The sequence below is a fragment of the Nicoliella sp. ESL1149 genome (assembly GCF_058107265.1).
Window position 1 is genome coordinate 157,320 of sequence record NZ_JBYLUE010000002.1, and the last position, 16,137, is coordinate 173,456.

Annotated in this window: 14 protein-coding genes and 1 riboswitch; all 14 genes read right to left on the reverse strand. The window is 32.9% G+C overall.

Annotation, left to right across the window (positions count from 1 at the left end; translation table 11 throughout):
* Positions 1 to 97: 97 nt before the first annotated feature.
* Positions 98 to 1,405 (reverse strand): ribosome biogenesis GTPase Der, encoded by a 1,308-nt coding sequence (gene der, locus AC3B6G_RS00825; RefSeq protein WP_489848566.1) that lies wholly within the window; start codon positions 1,403 to 1,405, stop codon positions 98 to 100.
* Positions 1,406 to 1,496: 91 nt separating this feature from the next.
* Positions 1,497 to 2,735, reverse strand: a complete 1,239-nt coding sequence (rpsA, locus tag AC3B6G_RS00830) for a 30S ribosomal protein S1 (RefSeq protein WP_489848567.1) — start codon at positions 2,733 to 2,735, stop codon at positions 1,497 to 1,499.
* Between the two features lie 79 nt (positions 2,736 to 2,814).
* Positions 2,815 to 3,483 carry a (d)CMP kinase gene (cmk, locus tag AC3B6G_RS00835; protein ID WP_489848568.1) on the reverse strand — a complete coding sequence of 223 codons (669 nt, stop codon included), beginning with the start codon at positions 3,481 to 3,483 and terminating at the stop codon, positions 2,815 to 2,817.
* A gap of 23 nt (positions 3,484 to 3,506) precedes the next feature.
* A complete protein-coding gene (locus tag AC3B6G_RS00840; RefSeq protein WP_489848569.1) occupies positions 3,507 to 4,094 on the reverse strand; it encodes a LysM peptidoglycan-binding domain-containing protein in 588 nt (195 codons plus the stop codon).
* Positions 4,095 to 4,150: 56 nt separating this feature from the next.
* The gene (locus tag AC3B6G_RS00845; protein WP_489848570.1) at positions 4,151 to 5,602 is read right to left on the reverse strand and encodes a RecQ family ATP-dependent DNA helicase; all 1,452 of its coding nucleotides are present in this window, start codon (positions 5,600 to 5,602) and stop codon (positions 4,151 to 4,153) included.
* Positions 5,595 to 6,638, reverse strand: a complete 1,044-nt coding sequence (locus tag AC3B6G_RS00850) for a helix-turn-helix domain-containing protein (protein WP_489848571.1) — start codon at positions 6,636 to 6,638, stop codon at positions 5,595 to 5,597. Before AC3B6G_RS00850 ends, AC3B6G_RS00845 begins: the two co-directional genes overlap by 8 nt.
* 18 nt (positions 6,639 to 6,656) lie before the next feature.
* The gene (locus tag AC3B6G_RS00855; protein ID WP_489848572.1) at positions 6,657 to 7,220 is read right to left on the reverse strand and encodes an ECF transporter S component; all 564 of its coding nucleotides are present in this window, start codon (positions 7,218 to 7,220) and stop codon (positions 6,657 to 6,659) included.
* Positions 7,221 to 7,311: 91 nt separating this feature from the next.
* A riboswitch (FMN riboswitch) is annotated at positions 7,312 to 7,431 on the reverse strand.
* A gap of 40 nt (positions 7,432 to 7,471) precedes the next feature.
* Positions 7,472 to 8,218 carry a pseudouridine synthase gene (locus AC3B6G_RS00860; RefSeq protein WP_489848573.1) on the reverse strand — a complete coding sequence of 249 codons (747 nt, stop codon included), beginning with the start codon at positions 8,216 to 8,218 and terminating at the stop codon, positions 7,472 to 7,474.
* Complete coding sequence (gene scpB / locus AC3B6G_RS00865; protein WP_489848574.1) at positions 8,196 to 8,732, reverse strand: SMC-Scp complex subunit ScpB; 537 nt, start codon at positions 8,730 to 8,732, stop codon at positions 8,196 to 8,198. Before scpB ends, AC3B6G_RS00860 begins: the two co-directional genes overlap by 23 nt.
* Before the next feature lie 4 nt (positions 8,733 to 8,736).
* Positions 8,737 to 9,459 (reverse strand): segregation and condensation protein A, encoded by a 723-nt coding sequence (locus tag AC3B6G_RS00870; protein WP_489848575.1) that lies wholly within the window; start codon positions 9,457 to 9,459, stop codon positions 8,737 to 8,739.
* Positions 9,446 to 9,811 (reverse strand): hypothetical protein, encoded by a 366-nt coding sequence (locus AC3B6G_RS00875; protein ID WP_489848576.1) that lies wholly within the window; start codon positions 9,809 to 9,811, stop codon positions 9,446 to 9,448. The genes AC3B6G_RS00870 and AC3B6G_RS00875 overlap by 14 nt, the downstream gene beginning before the upstream one ends.
* Before the next feature lie 17 nt (positions 9,812 to 9,828).
* Positions 9,829 to 10,707 (reverse strand): CvfB family protein, encoded by an 879-nt coding sequence (locus AC3B6G_RS00880; RefSeq protein ID WP_489848577.1) that lies wholly within the window; start codon positions 10,705 to 10,707, stop codon positions 9,829 to 9,831.
* Positions 10,708 to 10,822: 115 nt separating this feature from the next.
* On the reverse strand, positions 10,823 to 12,580 hold the full coding sequence (gene pyk / locus AC3B6G_RS00885) for a pyruvate kinase (protein WP_489848578.1): 1,758 nt from the start codon (positions 12,578 to 12,580) through the stop codon (positions 10,823 to 10,825).
* Between the two features lie 154 nt (positions 12,581 to 12,734).
* Positions 12,735 to 16,082, reverse strand: a complete 3,348-nt coding sequence (dnaE, locus tag AC3B6G_RS00890) for a DNA polymerase III subunit alpha (protein ID WP_489848579.1) — start codon at positions 16,080 to 16,082, stop codon at positions 12,735 to 12,737.
* Positions 16,083 to 16,137: the final 55 nt, after the last annotated feature.

A 16,137-nucleotide genomic window follows, 5' to 3' on the forward strand; every position in this document is an offset into this window, starting at 1 on the left:
AGCATTATAGCATGATTAATGCTTGTAATACTAACATCCTTAAAACATTACCTTATAAAATTATCATATTATATTTAAAACTGCAATCTTTTTATGATTATTTTCTAGTTCTTACCAAAAATTTAATCGGTGTGCCCGTAAAGTCAAAGTTTTGACGAATTTGGTTTTCTAAATAACGTAAATAGGAAAAATGCATTAATTTAACATCATTTACAAAACAAACAAATGTTGGCGGACCTACAGTAACCTGTGTAACATAGTAAATCCTAAGCCGTTGTCCTTTCATACTTGGGGTAGGAGTCATTGCAACTGCATTCATAATTACATTGTTCAATTCTGAAGAGCCAATGCGAATTTTATGATTTCGTTCAACTTCTTCAACTAAATTAATCAACTTATCTAATCTCTGATGAGTTTTAGCTGAAACAAAAATAATGGGAGCATATTGTAAATATCTAAATTCTTGCCGGATTACTAATTCAAATTGATGTTGAGTTTGATTATCTTTTTTCAAAGTATCCCATTTATTTACAACAATAATAATCCCACGACCTGCTTCATGTGCATATCCAGCAATTCTTTTATCTTGTTCACGGATTCCTTCTTCAGCATTTAGAACCATTAAAACAACATCACTATTATCAATTGCTTTCATTGCCCGCATTACACTATATCGCTCAGTATTTTCATACACTTTTCCACGTTTACGCAATCCAGCAGTATCAACCATTGTAAATTCATGGTCATCATACTCGAAACTTGTATTAATTGCATCTCGAGTAGTTCCTGCAATGTCAGAAACAATGACCCGATGTTCTCCTAAAATAGCATTAACAAGTGATGATTTACCAACATTTGGTCTACCAATCAAACTAAAATTAATTGAATCTGTCTTTTCGGTTTCTGCACCTTCTGGAAACAGAGACACAACCTTATCAAGTAAATCACCTAATCCGATTCCGTGAGCACCTGAAATTGCATATGGATCACCAAAACCTAATGCATAAAAATCATAAATGTTAGCTCTCATTTCAAAATTATCAATTTTATTTACTGCTAAAACAACTGGTTTATCCGATTTATATAATATTTTAGCAATTTTTTCATCAGCTGCTGTAACATTGTCCTTACCATTAACCATAAAAATAATTACATCAGCTTCATCAATTGCTACCTCAGCCTGAGCAGTAATTTGCTTTAAAAACGGTTCATCACCGATATCAATTCCACCAGTATCAATAATGTTAAAGAAGTGCCCAAGCCATTCTCCATGAGAATAAATTCGATCACGAGTAACACCTGGTTTATCTTCAACGATGGAAATTCGTTCTCCCGCAATTCGATTAAAAATTGTCGATTTTCCAACATTTGGTCTTCCAACAATTGCGACTGTTGCTTGACTCATGTTATTCGCCTCCTATATTAAATTTTGAAAATAAAAAATTATCCTTCAGTAACTTGAAGGATAATTTTATCAAATTTTGTTAATTAAATAATTACTTCTTAAGGTCTTCTTCGTCCTTCTTCAAAGCGTTTCCAACCATATCACCTAAAGTAAAACCACTTTCTTCTTCAGGTGCGTTTTGAGTTGAACGATCATTTACAGCACGACGAGATGGCTTCTTTTCGCCTTTATTATTATCAGCAGGTTCTGGTTCAAGAGCCTTCATAGATAATGCTAAACGATGTTGTTCAGGATCAACGGAAAGAACCTTAACCTTAATTTGTTGACCTACTTCTAAGACATCCTTAGGAGTATCAATGTGCTTATGAGAAATTTGTGAGATGTGAACTAATCCTTCAACACCAGGGAATACTTCAACAAATGCACCAAAATCAACTAAACGTTTAACAGTCCCTTCTAAGACACTGCCTTCTGGAGCTTTTTCTTCAATATCATCCCATGGTTGAGGTAAAGTTTGTTTAATTGATAAACCAATCCGATCACGATCAGCATCAATGTTAATAACCTTAACTTTAACTTCTTGTCCAACTTTTAAAACGTCAGAAGGTTTAGCAACACGGTCATATGAAATTTCAGAAACATGAACTAAACCATCCATGCCACCTAAATCAATGAAGGCACCAAAGTTAGTCAAACGAGCAACTTTTCCTTCAATCACATCACCAACGCTTAACTTACTCATAATTTCTTCACGAGCAGCTTTACGTTCTTTTTCAACAACTTCACGGTGAGAAAGGATTAAACGATTTTCTGCTGGGATAACTTCAACAATCTTACATACCATCTTTTGGTCTTTAAATTGATTTAATTTGTCAACAAAATGGTCAGTAATCATTGAGGCTGGAATAAATCCACGAACACCGGCATTTACAACTAAACCGCCTCGAACAGCTCTTTCAACTGTAACTTCGATGGTTTCGCCTTTTTCAGCCTTTTCTTTGATTTCTTCCCATACTTTTTGAGCTTGAAGACGACGAACGGATAATAAGTAGCTACCGTTTTCCTTATCATCACCAATCTTGGAAATAACGACAACTTTAATCTTGTCACCAATCTTAAATTGGGATTTAACATCGTCAATAGGTTGTGGTGATAATTCATGACGAGGAATAACCCCTTCAACACCGGAACCTTCAATACCAACGATAACTTGATCTTTATCATCAATATCTAAAATTTCACCTTCAACAACATCCCCAACTTCAACAGGTTTTACACTATCTAAAGCTGCTAATAAATCTTTATTTTCGTTTCCATCATTTGCACTCATTCGAATACATCCTCCTTGCAACAACAATTCAACTACTATTCTATCTTATGTTTACAATAAAAGCTAGTAATTGAACTATCTATTTTTTAAATTTTTTTATAATTTCACTAATTTTTTTAACAACTTCATCAATATCTAAATACGTGGTATCAATTTCAATTGCATCTTTAGCTTTTACTAGTGGTGAAACAGAACGATGAGAATCCTTATAATCTCGTTCTTCAATTTCTTTTTGCAAGATGTCTAATGGGATATGAATCCCCTTTTCTGCATTATCAGCTAATCTTCTCATTGCACGTTGTTTAGCACTCGCTACTAAAAATATCTTTACTTCTGCATCTGGTAAAACGGTCGTTCCAATATCTCGGCCATCCATCACAACATTGTTAGTATTAGCAATATCACGTTGTCGCTTTACTAACTCACTTCTGATTCCCTTTAAAGCTGCAACAGTTGATACAGAATTAGTGACGTCTTCTTGTCTAATATCATTTGTTACATCTTGGTCATTGATCAAAACCCTTTGCGGATTTCCTGGTTTAAAACTGATTTTAGTGTGATTTAATAAAGCTACCATCTCAGTTTCATTACTTAAATCAGCATTTGCTCTGATTCCAGCAAGTGTAATTGAACGATACATTGCTCCTGTATCACAATAAATAAAGCCAAAGTTATTTGCTACAATCTTAGCTACCGTGCTCTTTCCAGCAGATGCTGGTCCATCAATAGCAACTTGAATTTGTTCCATTCTAATCTTCCTAACGATCTATATTATTTTATTCTTAACTTTTGACCAGGTTTTAGGTGCGAAGCCGTTGTCAATCCATTCAATTTTAATAATTGTTGTTCAGAAATTCCAGCATTCGTTGCGACCCGATATAATCCTTGGCCAGCTTGAACGGTAGTATAATTACCATTTGAAGCACTTGTTTTTTCACTACTAGTAGAGCTTTGTTTTGCTTTGGAACTAGTATCTTTTTTAACACTACTACTTTCAGAACGACTCTTTTTAACAGTACTATCATTCTTTTCAGAAATCATAGCTGCTTTGGAACTACTCTTTGCTTTATTCGAATGTTTGGGTTTTTTTTTGCTATCAGTTGATTCTGAAGTTGCTTTTTCAACTTTAGTACTGCTAATACTCTTTGAAGAACTATTGCTTCCATTATTATTTCCGCTAGACATTCCCATGATCAAAGCAACAATCGCAATTAATAGAATTGCTCCGACTAGAATCATTGTAATCAAACTATTATTGTGATTTTGCTTTTTTAACTTAACTCTTGAAAGTTGACCATCACTATCTTTAGCATCATCAAATTTTTGATTCCATGGATTTTTTTCTTTCTTGTCTGCCATTAAGCATCCCCCTTAATCATATTAAACATTCTACATTAATAATCAATTTTTTTCCATTATTGATTAAATAATTGTTTTAATTTTTTATCCCAGTTTTTTTCAATTTGATCAACATGATGATGATCAACAAAAAGATTTAATTTTGATAAAGATAAAGCTGTTCCCAATCCATTACAACATTTTTCATTATGCTCAACCATTCGATCATTAAAATATTTTAATACTAAACGACGCCGACACTGATTGGTTTGAACATACTCTTTCATTCTTGTTAAATTATATTGTTTCAAAGTTGCTAACTGTTCAAATTTTTGAATTAGTTCATTTTCATTTATTTTTCGATGCCAATAAAAATTAATGATTCTTGCTTTTTCATCATCCTGGTGAATCAATTTTGCCATGATATTAGGATGTCGATATGCAATCTTTATTTCTTCTGGGGTGGCTAAACTATTTACTACTAAGTTTAATGGTATCATCTCATCACCATTTCGATATAAAATAATTGCAACACTTTGTTTACCATCCCGACCTGCTCTACCCATTTCTTGAACATATGATTCCAAATCTGACGATAGATGATAATGAATAACATAACGAATATCATTCTTATCAATTCCCATTCCAAAAGCACTAGTAGCACATATCAAATCTAATTGATCATTCATAAATTGATGTTGAATCTTATACTTTTCATCATTATTTAATCCAGAATGAAAAGCAGCGGTCTTCAAATGACATTCTTCTGAAATTAATCGTGCAATTTGATTCGCAATTTTTCGACTTGAAAAATAAATAATTCCTGGAGATTTTAAGTGGGCAACTATTTGCAATAATCTTTCATCTTTCTCTTTATCATTATTTACTTTTTCGACTGCTAAAAAAATATTCTTGCGATCCATTGAATAATTAATAATATTAATTTGTTTTGGAACAATATTTAAAATGCTTAAAATATCTTTTTGGGTATTTATAGATGCCGTTGCCGTTAATAACAATAGTTTTGGTTGATTCAATAACTTTCTTATCCTACCTAAATCTAAATATTCTGGTCGAAAATCATGCCCCCATTGAGAAATGCAATGGGCCTCATCAATAACGAATAATCCCCAATAAATTCTTTTAATGTACTTTAACACGTTAGGCATTGATATCATTTCAGGTGAGATAAAAATAAACTGGTAATGATTTAGATTTCTTAAAATATGATAACGTTCTTCATTCGATACTAATGAATTTATTGCAGCTACATTTTTAAAACCAAGATATTGCATCCTTGATACTTGATCAGACATCAATGCTAATAAAGGAGAGACAACCAAAATTGGTTGTCGAACCATTAATCCATACAACTGATACAGTAAAGTTTTTCCTGATCCAGTTGGCATGATTGCAAATGTATTTTGATTTTGAAATAAACTTTTCATGACTTTTTTTTGCCCAGGACGAAATTCATCAAAATTAAAATATCGTTTTAATGCTTGATATAATTTACCATCATCAATCATTACTATTACTCCTTATTATCTGGTACAGCCTAAATTCAAAGAAGGTAAGTCCATTAATTTTTTCTTTTAGCTTTGCATACTGCCATTGATCTATTTTATTATCAGGAAGTAATTTTTGAAATTGTTCAAAATGATCTCTTTCAATAAATTGTTGATAGTTAATATTCAACTGTGGCATTAAAATGGCTGCTTCTAGAATATGTTCCTTAACCGTAGAAATTTTTAAATGCCGTTGTCTCATAATCGTATTAAAGTCTTTTCCATTCATCAAACTTACCATTGTTTTATGGGCACTTTGACTTAATAATGACTTTTGAATTCCGTGAAGTAATAAACTAAAAATCGATAGGTCTGATGAATCAATAAAACTAATTAATTGATTCATTAATAATCGTTGTCTTAATTTTAAAATTTCCACAGGAAGATTTAATTTTTCAGATTGTTGAACTAAAGTAGCACCAATTTGATTATGCCCAACCATTTCATCAACAAATTGATCTGCCAAATTGTTTGCTGGCAGTTGATTCAAAAATGTATGTAACCCCTCATACCACTGCGAAACAATTTGATCATGCTTATTTTCGTGAAACCAGCGTTTAACAAAAGCGCTTTCCTGCCAATCAACGTTTAACGGATAATAATTATTTTGATGATAACTATATTCCGAAATTACTTGATTAGCTAAAGAAAAGCGCTCTATAAATTTATTAACGTCATAAAATTGATTTGCATTATAATTAAAGTCCAAATTATAGAACCTATTTAAAACAGTAAATTGACTTTGTCCATTGTTAGTTAATCTAAATTGGTCTTTATCACTAGGAATGAGTAACTTATCATTTACTAATTCATTTAATGAATCACCATTAAAAAGATTAGGGAGTTCTTTAAAAGTATGGAAAACACTAAGTAGATCATATCTCATTCCCCAAAAAAGAGTTGAAACGGTTCGTTTCCCAATGAGTAAATTTTGAATTACTCGGATTCTTCGATTTTGTTGACCATTAAAGAATAATAACAAAGGTCGTTCTGACAATTTAATCGCTCCAATTAATTATTTTAAGCGTTTGATCAACCGTCCATTAATTAGCATGAAAACTCCACCAATTACAATTCCCTTAATCACATTAAAAGGCACGATAAATGATAACACGTATTTACTAACAGGCATTCCAATTTTCAACCCAATTAAATTAATGTACAATGGTGTAATTAAAAATAAATTTAGAATTCCCAAGACAATTACCAAAGTAATCGTCTCAATGATGACAATCATAATCTTCCGAGCAATACCAGTATTATGACCACGTTTCTTTAATCCAAAATAGATTGGATATAGCATCGAAATCGAAGCTGCAAATGATGCAAATACACCAATTAAACTTGGTAAAGAAGCTCCAAAAGTTACCCAATAGAGGAGTACTTTGATAAGTGCAATAATTACCCCACCAATTGGTCCAAATAAAATGGTTCCAATTAGAATTGGGAGATCACTAAAATCCAACTTCAAAAATGGAGCAAAGGGTAAAATCGGAAAAGAAAAGAACATCAACACATAAGATACCGCAGCTAAAAGTGATAACTGAACTAATTGAACAACTCGAAACTTTTGTTTCATAATAAAAAACCAACCCTTAAAAATTATTTAATAAGGCTTTGGGCATCAAAAACAAAACCCCTACTGAATATATTCAGTAGGGGCATTCGCACTATGTCTTCTTTATACCAGACTTTACTGTCGGCTTTGGAATTTAACCAAATCAACCATCAAATGATGGGTCGTGGGCTGTACCACCGGTTGGGAATTACACCCTGCCCCGAAGACTTATTATAAAATTATTATATCATAATCATTCTAAAAAATGAACATTATTTTTCAGAGATGTTTTTTAATTTTTCAATTTCAAATTTCTTTAATGGTCGATATTCCCCTGGCTTTAACCTTCCTAAATTCAAAAAACTGTATGCTATCCGTTGTAATTTCTGAACTGGATGACCAACTGCTTTAAATAAATTCTTTACTTCGTGATTTCGTCCTTCATGAATTGTAATTTCAATCACAGAATTCTTTAGACGATTCTTTTCACTTGGAACCTCAAGAACTTTTGTTTTTGCCGGAGCAGTCTTTTTGCCATCAATTATAATTCCATGCCGAATCCTTTGAAAATCTTTATTATCCAAAACTCCCGTAACTTTTGCCACATATACCTTGTTAATTTCATATTTAGGGTGAGTTAGGGAATTATCAAAGTCACCATCATTTGTCATTATTAATAATCCAGAAGTATCATAATCTAGACGTCCAACAGGATAAATTCTTTCGCTAACATCTGGAAAATAATCTAGGACTGTCGTTCTGCCCTTATCATCATTAACAGTCGAAATTACTCCTCTTGGTTTATAGAATAAATAATAAACTAGTTGTTCCTTACTGATTGGCACCCCATCAACTTCAACTTGATCACTCACGTTGACCTTCGTCCCTAATTCTTTAACGACGACTCCATTAACCTTTACTCGGCCTTGTGTAATAATTTTTTCTGAAGCTCGTCGAGATGCAACTCCTGCTTTAGCCATCACTTTTTGTAATCGCTCACTCAATATCTTCACCTTCATCCTTCAATTCTTCAATTGGTGGTAACTCTTTAAGATCTTTTAAGCCAAATAAGTCTAAGAAATTATCCGTCGTTACGTATAAATATGGATCTCCTGGAACTTTCTTTCGACCATTGGTTTTAATTAAATCTTGTTTAACTAATTTTTGAATGATTGAAGAGCTGTTAACTCCTCGAATATCATCCACTTCAATTCTAGTCACTGGTTGATTATAGGCAATAATAGTGACGGTTTCTAGTGCTGCTGCAGTTAACAACTTATCTTTATTATCACTAAATAATATATCAATGTCTTTATTTAGTTCATTTTTGGTTGCCAAGCGATATTTATCACCATATTCAACAATTTGAAAAGCTGAATCATCATTATTATCATAATTATTCTTTAACTTAGTAACAATTTTTGCAACTGCTTCTTCATTCATGGATAAAACATCAGCTAATTCTTGCTTACTTATCCCTTGATCTCCCGTAACATAAATCAAACCCTCAATTTTGGCTAAATTATTCAGCATTATATCACCCATTACTTTTTAAAATAATTTGATTTTTAACTTCAATAATCTTAAGTTCACCTTGTTTAGCCATTTCTAAAATTGCTAAAAACGTTGTTATTAATTCTTCAATTTGGGCATGCTGTTCCAAAAAACTAATCAAATTCAATTCAGGTTCTGAAATCAATGTTTGCTTAACAATTTCAATTTGATCTTGAATTGAAAATTCCCATTTATGAATATTTACAGTTGGCTCTTCAAAATTATTTTTTTCTATTACTCGATGAAAAGCAGTTTTTAACAACTTAACACTCATTTGAATATTTTGATAGTCATGATTTTCTTTAGTAGGAATGATAATACTTCTACTATGCACCTGTTGACGTTCTAATAATCTTTGATTCAAGTTTTGAGCTGTATCTTGATACTGTTGATAAACTAGAAGACGATGCACTAAATCAGCTCTAGGATCATCAGCATCTTCTTCATCATCAATTATTTCTGGTTGTGGTAATAACATTTTAGACTTAATGGCCATTAAATCAGCTGCCAAAACAAAATACTCCCCAGCTAATTCAAAATTTAATTTTTTTAAATGCTCCAAATAACTTAAATATTGATCAGTAATTTGAGTTATTTTAATATCATAAATGTTCATTTCAGATTTTTTTATCAATTCATATAGTAATGATAGTGGACCATTAAATTCACTTAAATGTAATTCGAACGTTTCATCATGATTGTTCATTATTTTCCTCTTGCCACTCTCTAAAGAAATGAACCGTTTCCAGGGAACTAACGATTCGCTTATCATTATAATTATTAGCGAGTTGATCTAGCATTGCACAATAATTAGCCTTTGAAGCGGAACCAGGAGTTAAGACCATCAGTCTAACAACGACATTTTTTGCATCTTCTTCTACCCCAATCAAACCAGTCCAATTTTCACCATTATTTCGCCATAAGTATAGTTCTCGACTATCATCATTTTGATACCATTGAAACTCAGCTTTAAGGCGGTCCATTCTATCCATGCTGGGTAATAACGACAACATATCTAAAGCAATTTTTTGATATTCATCACGATATTTAAAAAGCATTTAAAATCCACCAATCATTAATCTTTATCCTGGGATTTATTGACCAATTGAACACCACTAGAGTCTTGAACAATCAATCTTTCCTTCATTAAATGACCAAGCGCCCGTTTAAATTGCCCCTTACTAATTCCAAAGTAGGTTTTAATATCAACTGGGTTACTCTTATCATTATAAGGAATTTTTCCATCACTAGTATGTTTTAATACTTCCAAAATCATCTTAGCGTCTGGAGAAATTGCTTCATATCCTCTTAAACGCATTGATAGATTCAAAGTATTATCAGGATGAACATCAATCACCCTAACTTTAACATGTTGACCTAGTCTCGGTTCTTGATCTCGTTCACTTGGATGAATAAATCCTAAATAGTATTCATCAGTAATAACCTTTGTTCCTGCTAATTTGTTTTGAATTACAGTTGCTTTCATATCGTAATTCTTCATTCTTTTAGCAGCTGGAACTTGAATTGCTGTAAAAATGTCTGAATCGGCTAGTTCACCCCAAAGACGACCCTTTTTATCTACCTTCAATGCTATCATTAATTTATCACCACGTTGAGGCCATAAAGACGTCATTTTAGGTAAATCATCAATTGATACGGCAATATCTTTATTAGGTAAGCCAATATCAACGAATACTCCTAAACCGAATTTACTATTGACAACAGTTCCCCAATCATAATGATCTATCTGAACACTAGGAGCATTTCGCGTAATTTGTAAATCATGATTTTCATTTTCATAAGTAAAGCCCTTAAATTGACTACCAAGATGGAGGGGGCTCTTGATTTCACTTTTATCTAAAGTAAAAGTAATTCCGTCAATTTGAACAAAATAACTGTGTTCGTTTTCATCAGTTACCTTTCCCTTTACAATTCGACCAATAATATTATTCAATAGTTAGTCCTCCCTTTTAGTATTACTAATTATACGCTAAATAAAAGATAAAAAAAAGATACGCCCCTGCAGGAAGACGTATCTTTTAAAATTACAAACTAGTTTTTAATGAAGATTACATTGCGCTTGAAGCACCATTGTAAACAATACCACGACGAGCATCAACAGTAATAACTTCACCGTCTGAAACTTTTTCAGTAGCTTTATCAGCACTAACAACAACTGGAATTCCCATAGAAATACCAACTACAGCAGCGTGTGAAGTTAAGCCACCTTCTTCAACAACGATTGCACTTGCCTTCTTAATAGCAGGTAAGTAATCCTTGTTAGTGCTCTTAGCAACAAGAATACTACCTTCAGTAGCCTTCTTGTTAGCTTCATCAGCACTATTAGCAACTACGGCCTTACCGATAACAGTCTTATCACCGATACCTTGACCTTGAGTTAACTTAGATCCAATTAATTGAACCTTCATTAAGTTAGTAGTACCTTTATCGCCAACTGGAACTCCAGCAACGATCAATACTAAGTCGCCTTCCTTAGCTAAGCCAGATTCAACAGCTTTGTTAGCTGCCATTTCGAACATTGCATCAGTACTTGTTGGCTTATTAACAACCATTGGGTGTACACCCCAGTTGATAGTTAATCCACGACGAGTAGTATCATCAAAAGTAAGAGCTAAAATGTCAGCATCTGGATGGTACTTAGAAATCATACGAGCAGTGTAACCACTATCAGTAACTGCAACAACAGTCTTGATTCCTAAATCTTGAACCATACGTTGTACAGAATCAGCGATTGATTCAGTAACATCACCCTTGTCAAATTGAACACGAGGACGACCGTATAATTCAAATGCATGTTCAGCCTTGATGTTAAGCTTGTTCATAGCCTTAACAGCTTCTACAGGGTAGTCACCATTAGCACTTTCACCAGAAAGCATAGTAGCATCAGTACCATCCCAAACAGCGTTTTCAACATCGGTCATTTCAGCACGTGTAGGACGTGGGTTTTCGATCATTGAATCAAGCATTTGAGTAGTAGTGATAACTGGCTTACCCATTTCATTACATCTTTGAATCAAGTATTTTTGAACAACAGGAACATTTTCATAAGGGATTTCAACGGCCATGTCACCACGAGCAATCATTAAACCATCAGAAACCTTCATGATGTCTTCAAAGTTGTCAATACCTTCTTGAGATTCGATCTTAGGGAAGATTTGAACACTTTCTGCATGTTCTTCTTCAAGTAACTTACGGATGTCTAAGACATCTTGTGGCTTACGAACGAAGGAAGCAGAAATAAGAGTGATACCGTGTTGGCAACCAAAACGAATGTCATCAGTATCTTTTTCAGTGATACCTGGTAAGTTAATAGATACACCAGGAACATCACAAGTCTTACGTGAACCTAATACAGCATTGTTTTGTGATTTAACAACTAATTCTTTATTAGCTTCATCTTTTTCTTCAACAACAGCATCTAAAATACCATCATCAAATAAGATGTGAGTACCAACATGTACATCATCAAATAAACCAGGGTAACTAACTGCTACCTTGTCATGAGTACTATCGATATCGCCATCCATAGAAATACGGAATTCGTCACCAGTGTGATATTCAGCCTTACCATCTTTTTGAGCAGTAGTTCTGATTTCAGCACCTTTGGTATCTAAATCAATACCCATAGTCATTCCTAATTCCTTTTCTGCTTGATGAACCATCTTCATACGACCAAGATGTTCTGGGTGGTCACCATGTGAAAAGTTAAAACGGAAAACGTTAGCTCCAGCTTTCATTAAACCTTTGATAGTATCAAGATCATTACTAGCAGGACCTAAAGTACTTACGATTTTTGTTTTCTTCATAAGTTAAACTCTCTCCTTTGATTTTGTGAAGTTATTCAAGGGCAGAATAACCTCACTTTTTTAAATTCCACTTGTATTGTATCACTTTTAAAAAAGCTTGTCTGCTATTTATATTCTTTTTTAACAAAGATTTAGCGATAAAAATAAATTGGATTTATTTAAGAATCACATTCCCTGCTCCTAACAATAATTTCAATTTATTAATTACATCTGTTGTATTTTTAATTCTGTATTCATTGCTCAAGATTTGCTTACTGTCATTATCAGAATCAAAAATTAATATTTGTGTATTCCCCTTATTTTCTCTAATCAACCTAAAAAGATATCTTTTAGTTTCTAAATTGGAATGATCTGTATCAAGTCTTAAATAACAACGTTGCAGGTTTTGATTATCCATTTTAGCTTGAACACTTGTTGCAGATTGAACTTTATTAGCAATAATTTGAACTCCACGGCTAGAATCAAACTTCCCGTAAACTAATATTACCATTTGAGAATGCAACCATTGTTCCACTTGTCGAAAAACCTGAGGAAATAAAACTAAATCTATCTCACCATTTTCATCACTACCACTGACAAAGGCCATGGCATCACCCTTCTTAGTAGTAATCTTTTTAATCTTATTAACATACAATAAAATATTAAAATTACCAACAACCCCAGTCAATTGACTTGTATCAATTGCGTTGGTCCTCATCTTAACATCATCAAATTCCTGAATTGGATATTTAGACAAATAAACACCTAAAACGGCTTTTTCTTTTTCAAGGATTTTTCCAATTGACCATTCCGCCATTTTTTTAACCCGTGGACGAAGAGCTTGAAAAAGTTCAATAGAATTCCCGCTTAGATTAATATATTCAATATAGTCATCAAGAGCAGCAGATAACTCCGAACGATGTGCCCCAAAACAATCTAGAGCCCCTGAATCAATTAATGGTTGAATTAGCTTACTCTTTCTAAATTTACCATCAATTCTTTGAAGAAAATTATCAAATGACTTAAATTCACCATTGGCTTTTCTTATTGTAATAATTTCAGTTATAAAATCACTTCTTAGGCCACGAATACTGTTAAAGCCAAACAATAATTGATGTTTATATATAGAAAAATCCTTTAAACTACAATTAATATTTGGTGATAAAATAGAAATTTTTCGTTTCTTAATTTCTTGAATATAAATTCGAAGTTTATTATCATTTCCTAAAACTCCGTTTAGAATTTCAGTATAGAAAGGCATACTATAATGAGTTTTTAAATAAGCTAACTCGAAAGCCATTTTACTATAAGCAACTGCATGGGATTTATTAAAACCGTAACTAGCAAATTGATCAATATAATCAAAGGTCTGGTGGGCAACTTGGCTACTAAATCCACGTTTTTCAGCTCCCGCCATAAATTTATCACCCATTGCATCCATGACAGCATGTTTCTTTTTACTCATTGCCCGTCGTAAAATATCGGCCTGCCCTAAGCTAAAACCACCCATAACAGAAGCAACCTGCATTACTTGCTCTTGGTAGACAATAATTCCAAAAGTTGAAGCTAAAATTGGTTTTAATTCTGGAGCTGGATAAGTTACCCGTTCCTCTCCTTTTTTTCGTTTAATGAATGTATCAATATTATGCATTGGTCCAGGACGATAAAGAGCATCAACAGCTGCCACTAAACCAAAATTATCGGGATGTAATTCTCGTAAAACGCGTTTAATTCCGCTTGATTCGAATTGGAAAACACCGTTTGTATCGCCATTTTGAAATAGTTCTAGTGTTTGTGGGTCGTTCAAATCAATATCACTAATCTTAAAATCAGGTTGGTCTTGATTAACGATTTTAACAATATTAGCAAGAGTTGACAGATTACGAAGACCAAGAAAATCAATTTTTAATAGTCCCACTTCCTCGGCATAATTTTTTGAATACTGGGTCATTAACATATTATCATTTCCTGGCTGTAAAGGGGTCATTTCAACTAATGGAACTGCACTTAAAATCAATCCTGCAGCATGGGTACCAAAATGACGTGGTAATCCTTCTAACTTAAGGGCAACCTTAAAAATTAATTGATTTAGTTTTTCATCTTCAATTATATTTTGCAAGGGTTTTGACTTTTGATATGCTGACTTTAATGTGATGTTCAGCTCACTTGGGACAGTTTTACTAATTTTATTAATTTGTTGTGGGTTCATCCCAAAAACTCGTCCCACATCACGGAGACCTTGTTTAGCACCAAATGTTCCAAAGGTTATAATTTGTGCAACTCGGTCATCACCATATTTATCATGAACATATTTTAAAATAACGTCTCTTTTATCATCTGGAATATCTAAATCAATATCAGGCATTTGGGCTCTTTCAGGATTTAAAAATCTTTCAAAAAGTAAATCATAATGAATCGGATCAACATCAGTAATGAATAAAGTATAGGATACTAATGACCCAGCAGCTGAACCTCTTCCCGGACCAGTCATTATCCCTACTTGATGGGCATAATTAATAATGTCCCAAACGATCAAGAAATAATCATTGAACCCCATTTCATCAATGATTTTCAATTCATGCATCAATCTTTCTTGATATTTATCAAAAGCTTGATTATTGATTTGATGAGCAGCAATTCTTTGTTTTAAACCATTTTGACACAATTGAATCAAATAATCTTTTGAAGAAATTTTTTCTTTGTTTTCAAAATGTGGCAACTGCGTTGGACGTTTTTCAATCTTGACTTGGCAATTTTCACTCAATGTAACTGTTGATTGGAGTGCTTTATCCAACCCATTTCTTGAAAAATCACTTATTATCTTATCAATTGGTTTAAGCCATTGTGGTCCAACATGACGACTTTCTTCAATCGGACTAACGATTTTACTTCCGCTTTCAATTGATTCCATTACTTTGCAAACAAATTCATCTTCTGGATTCAAATACTTAATCGGATCAAGAGCAATTAATTGATTCCCAGTCCGCGTAATTAATTCTTTTAATTTCGATAATACATTATCGTTTTCATGGGCACTGATTCCAAAAAATTGTGAATCAAAGTTTGCGGAAGCCATGATATTACAATATTGAATTAATTCAGAATTATTGTTAAGTTGTATTAACTCTCTAATTTCACCATCTAGGGGTGTTATAATACTTAAACCAGCTAAAGTGTTTTTAATTTCATCCCAAATTAAAGGGCGATCTTCTTTTTTCATTTTTAACGTTGAAAGTTTAAGCAGATTATGATAACCAGTTTGATTCTGAGCAATTAAAATCAAATCAAAATCACGAGTATCAATTACTAAGCCCTGTAAAGTTAACGTTAAACCGATAATTGGATGAATACCATTTTGTATGCACTGATTATAAAATTCGACAGTTCCATACATCACATTCCGATCGGTCAAAGCAAGGGATTCATAACCTCTATCCCTAGCGATTCGTATCAAATCATAGATTGAAATGGTGCTGTGTAATAAACTATACGAACTCATAATCTGAAACGGTACATATTTCAATTTTATCATCCTTCCTTGAATGTTATTATAACAGAGTTTTTCTTAATTTGATTTA

What these genes read in the sequence shown, in the direction of transcription:
- rpsA (WP_489848567.1), bottom strand. Translation starts at nt 2,735, where the DNA reads ATGAGTGCAAATGATGGAAACGAAAATAAAGATTTATTAGCAGCTTTA.
- pyk (WP_489848578.1), bottom strand. Translation starts at nt 12,580, where the DNA reads ATGAAGAAAACAAAAATCGTAAGTACTTTAGGTCCTGCTAGTAATGAT.
- AC3B6G_RS00840 (WP_489848569.1), bottom strand. Translation starts at nt 4,094, where the DNA reads ATGGCAGACAAGAAAGAAAAAAATCCATGGAATCAAAAATTTGATGAT.
- AC3B6G_RS00870 (WP_489848575.1), bottom strand. Translation starts at nt 9,459, where the DNA reads ATGAACAATCATGATGAAACGTTCGAATTACATTTAAGTGAATTTAAT.
- der (WP_489848566.1), bottom strand. Translation starts at nt 1,405, where the DNA reads ATGAGTCAAGCAACAGTCGCAATTGTTGGAAGACCAAATGTTGGAAAA.
- cmk (WP_489848568.1), bottom strand. Translation starts at nt 3,483, where the DNA reads ATGGAACAAATTCAAGTTGCTATTGATGGACCAGCATCTGCTGGAAAG.
- AC3B6G_RS00845 (WP_489848570.1), bottom strand. Translation starts at nt 5,602, where the DNA reads ATGATTGATGATGGTAAATTATATCAAGCATTAAAACGATATTTTAAT.
- scpB (WP_489848574.1), bottom strand. Translation starts at nt 8,732, where the DNA reads ATGCTGAATAATTTAGCCAAAATTGAGGGTTTGATTTATGTTACGGGA.
- AC3B6G_RS00855 (WP_489848572.1), bottom strand. Translation starts at nt 7,220, where the DNA reads ATGAAACAAAAGTTTCGAGTTGTTCAATTAGTTCAGTTATCACTTTTA.
- AC3B6G_RS00875 (WP_489848576.1), bottom strand. Translation starts at nt 9,811, where the DNA reads ATGCTTTTTAAATATCGTGATGAATATCAAAAAATTGCTTTAGATATG.
- AC3B6G_RS00860 (WP_489848573.1), bottom strand. Translation starts at nt 8,218, where the DNA reads ATGAAGGTGAAGATATTGAGTGAGCGATTACAAAAAGTGATGGCTAAA.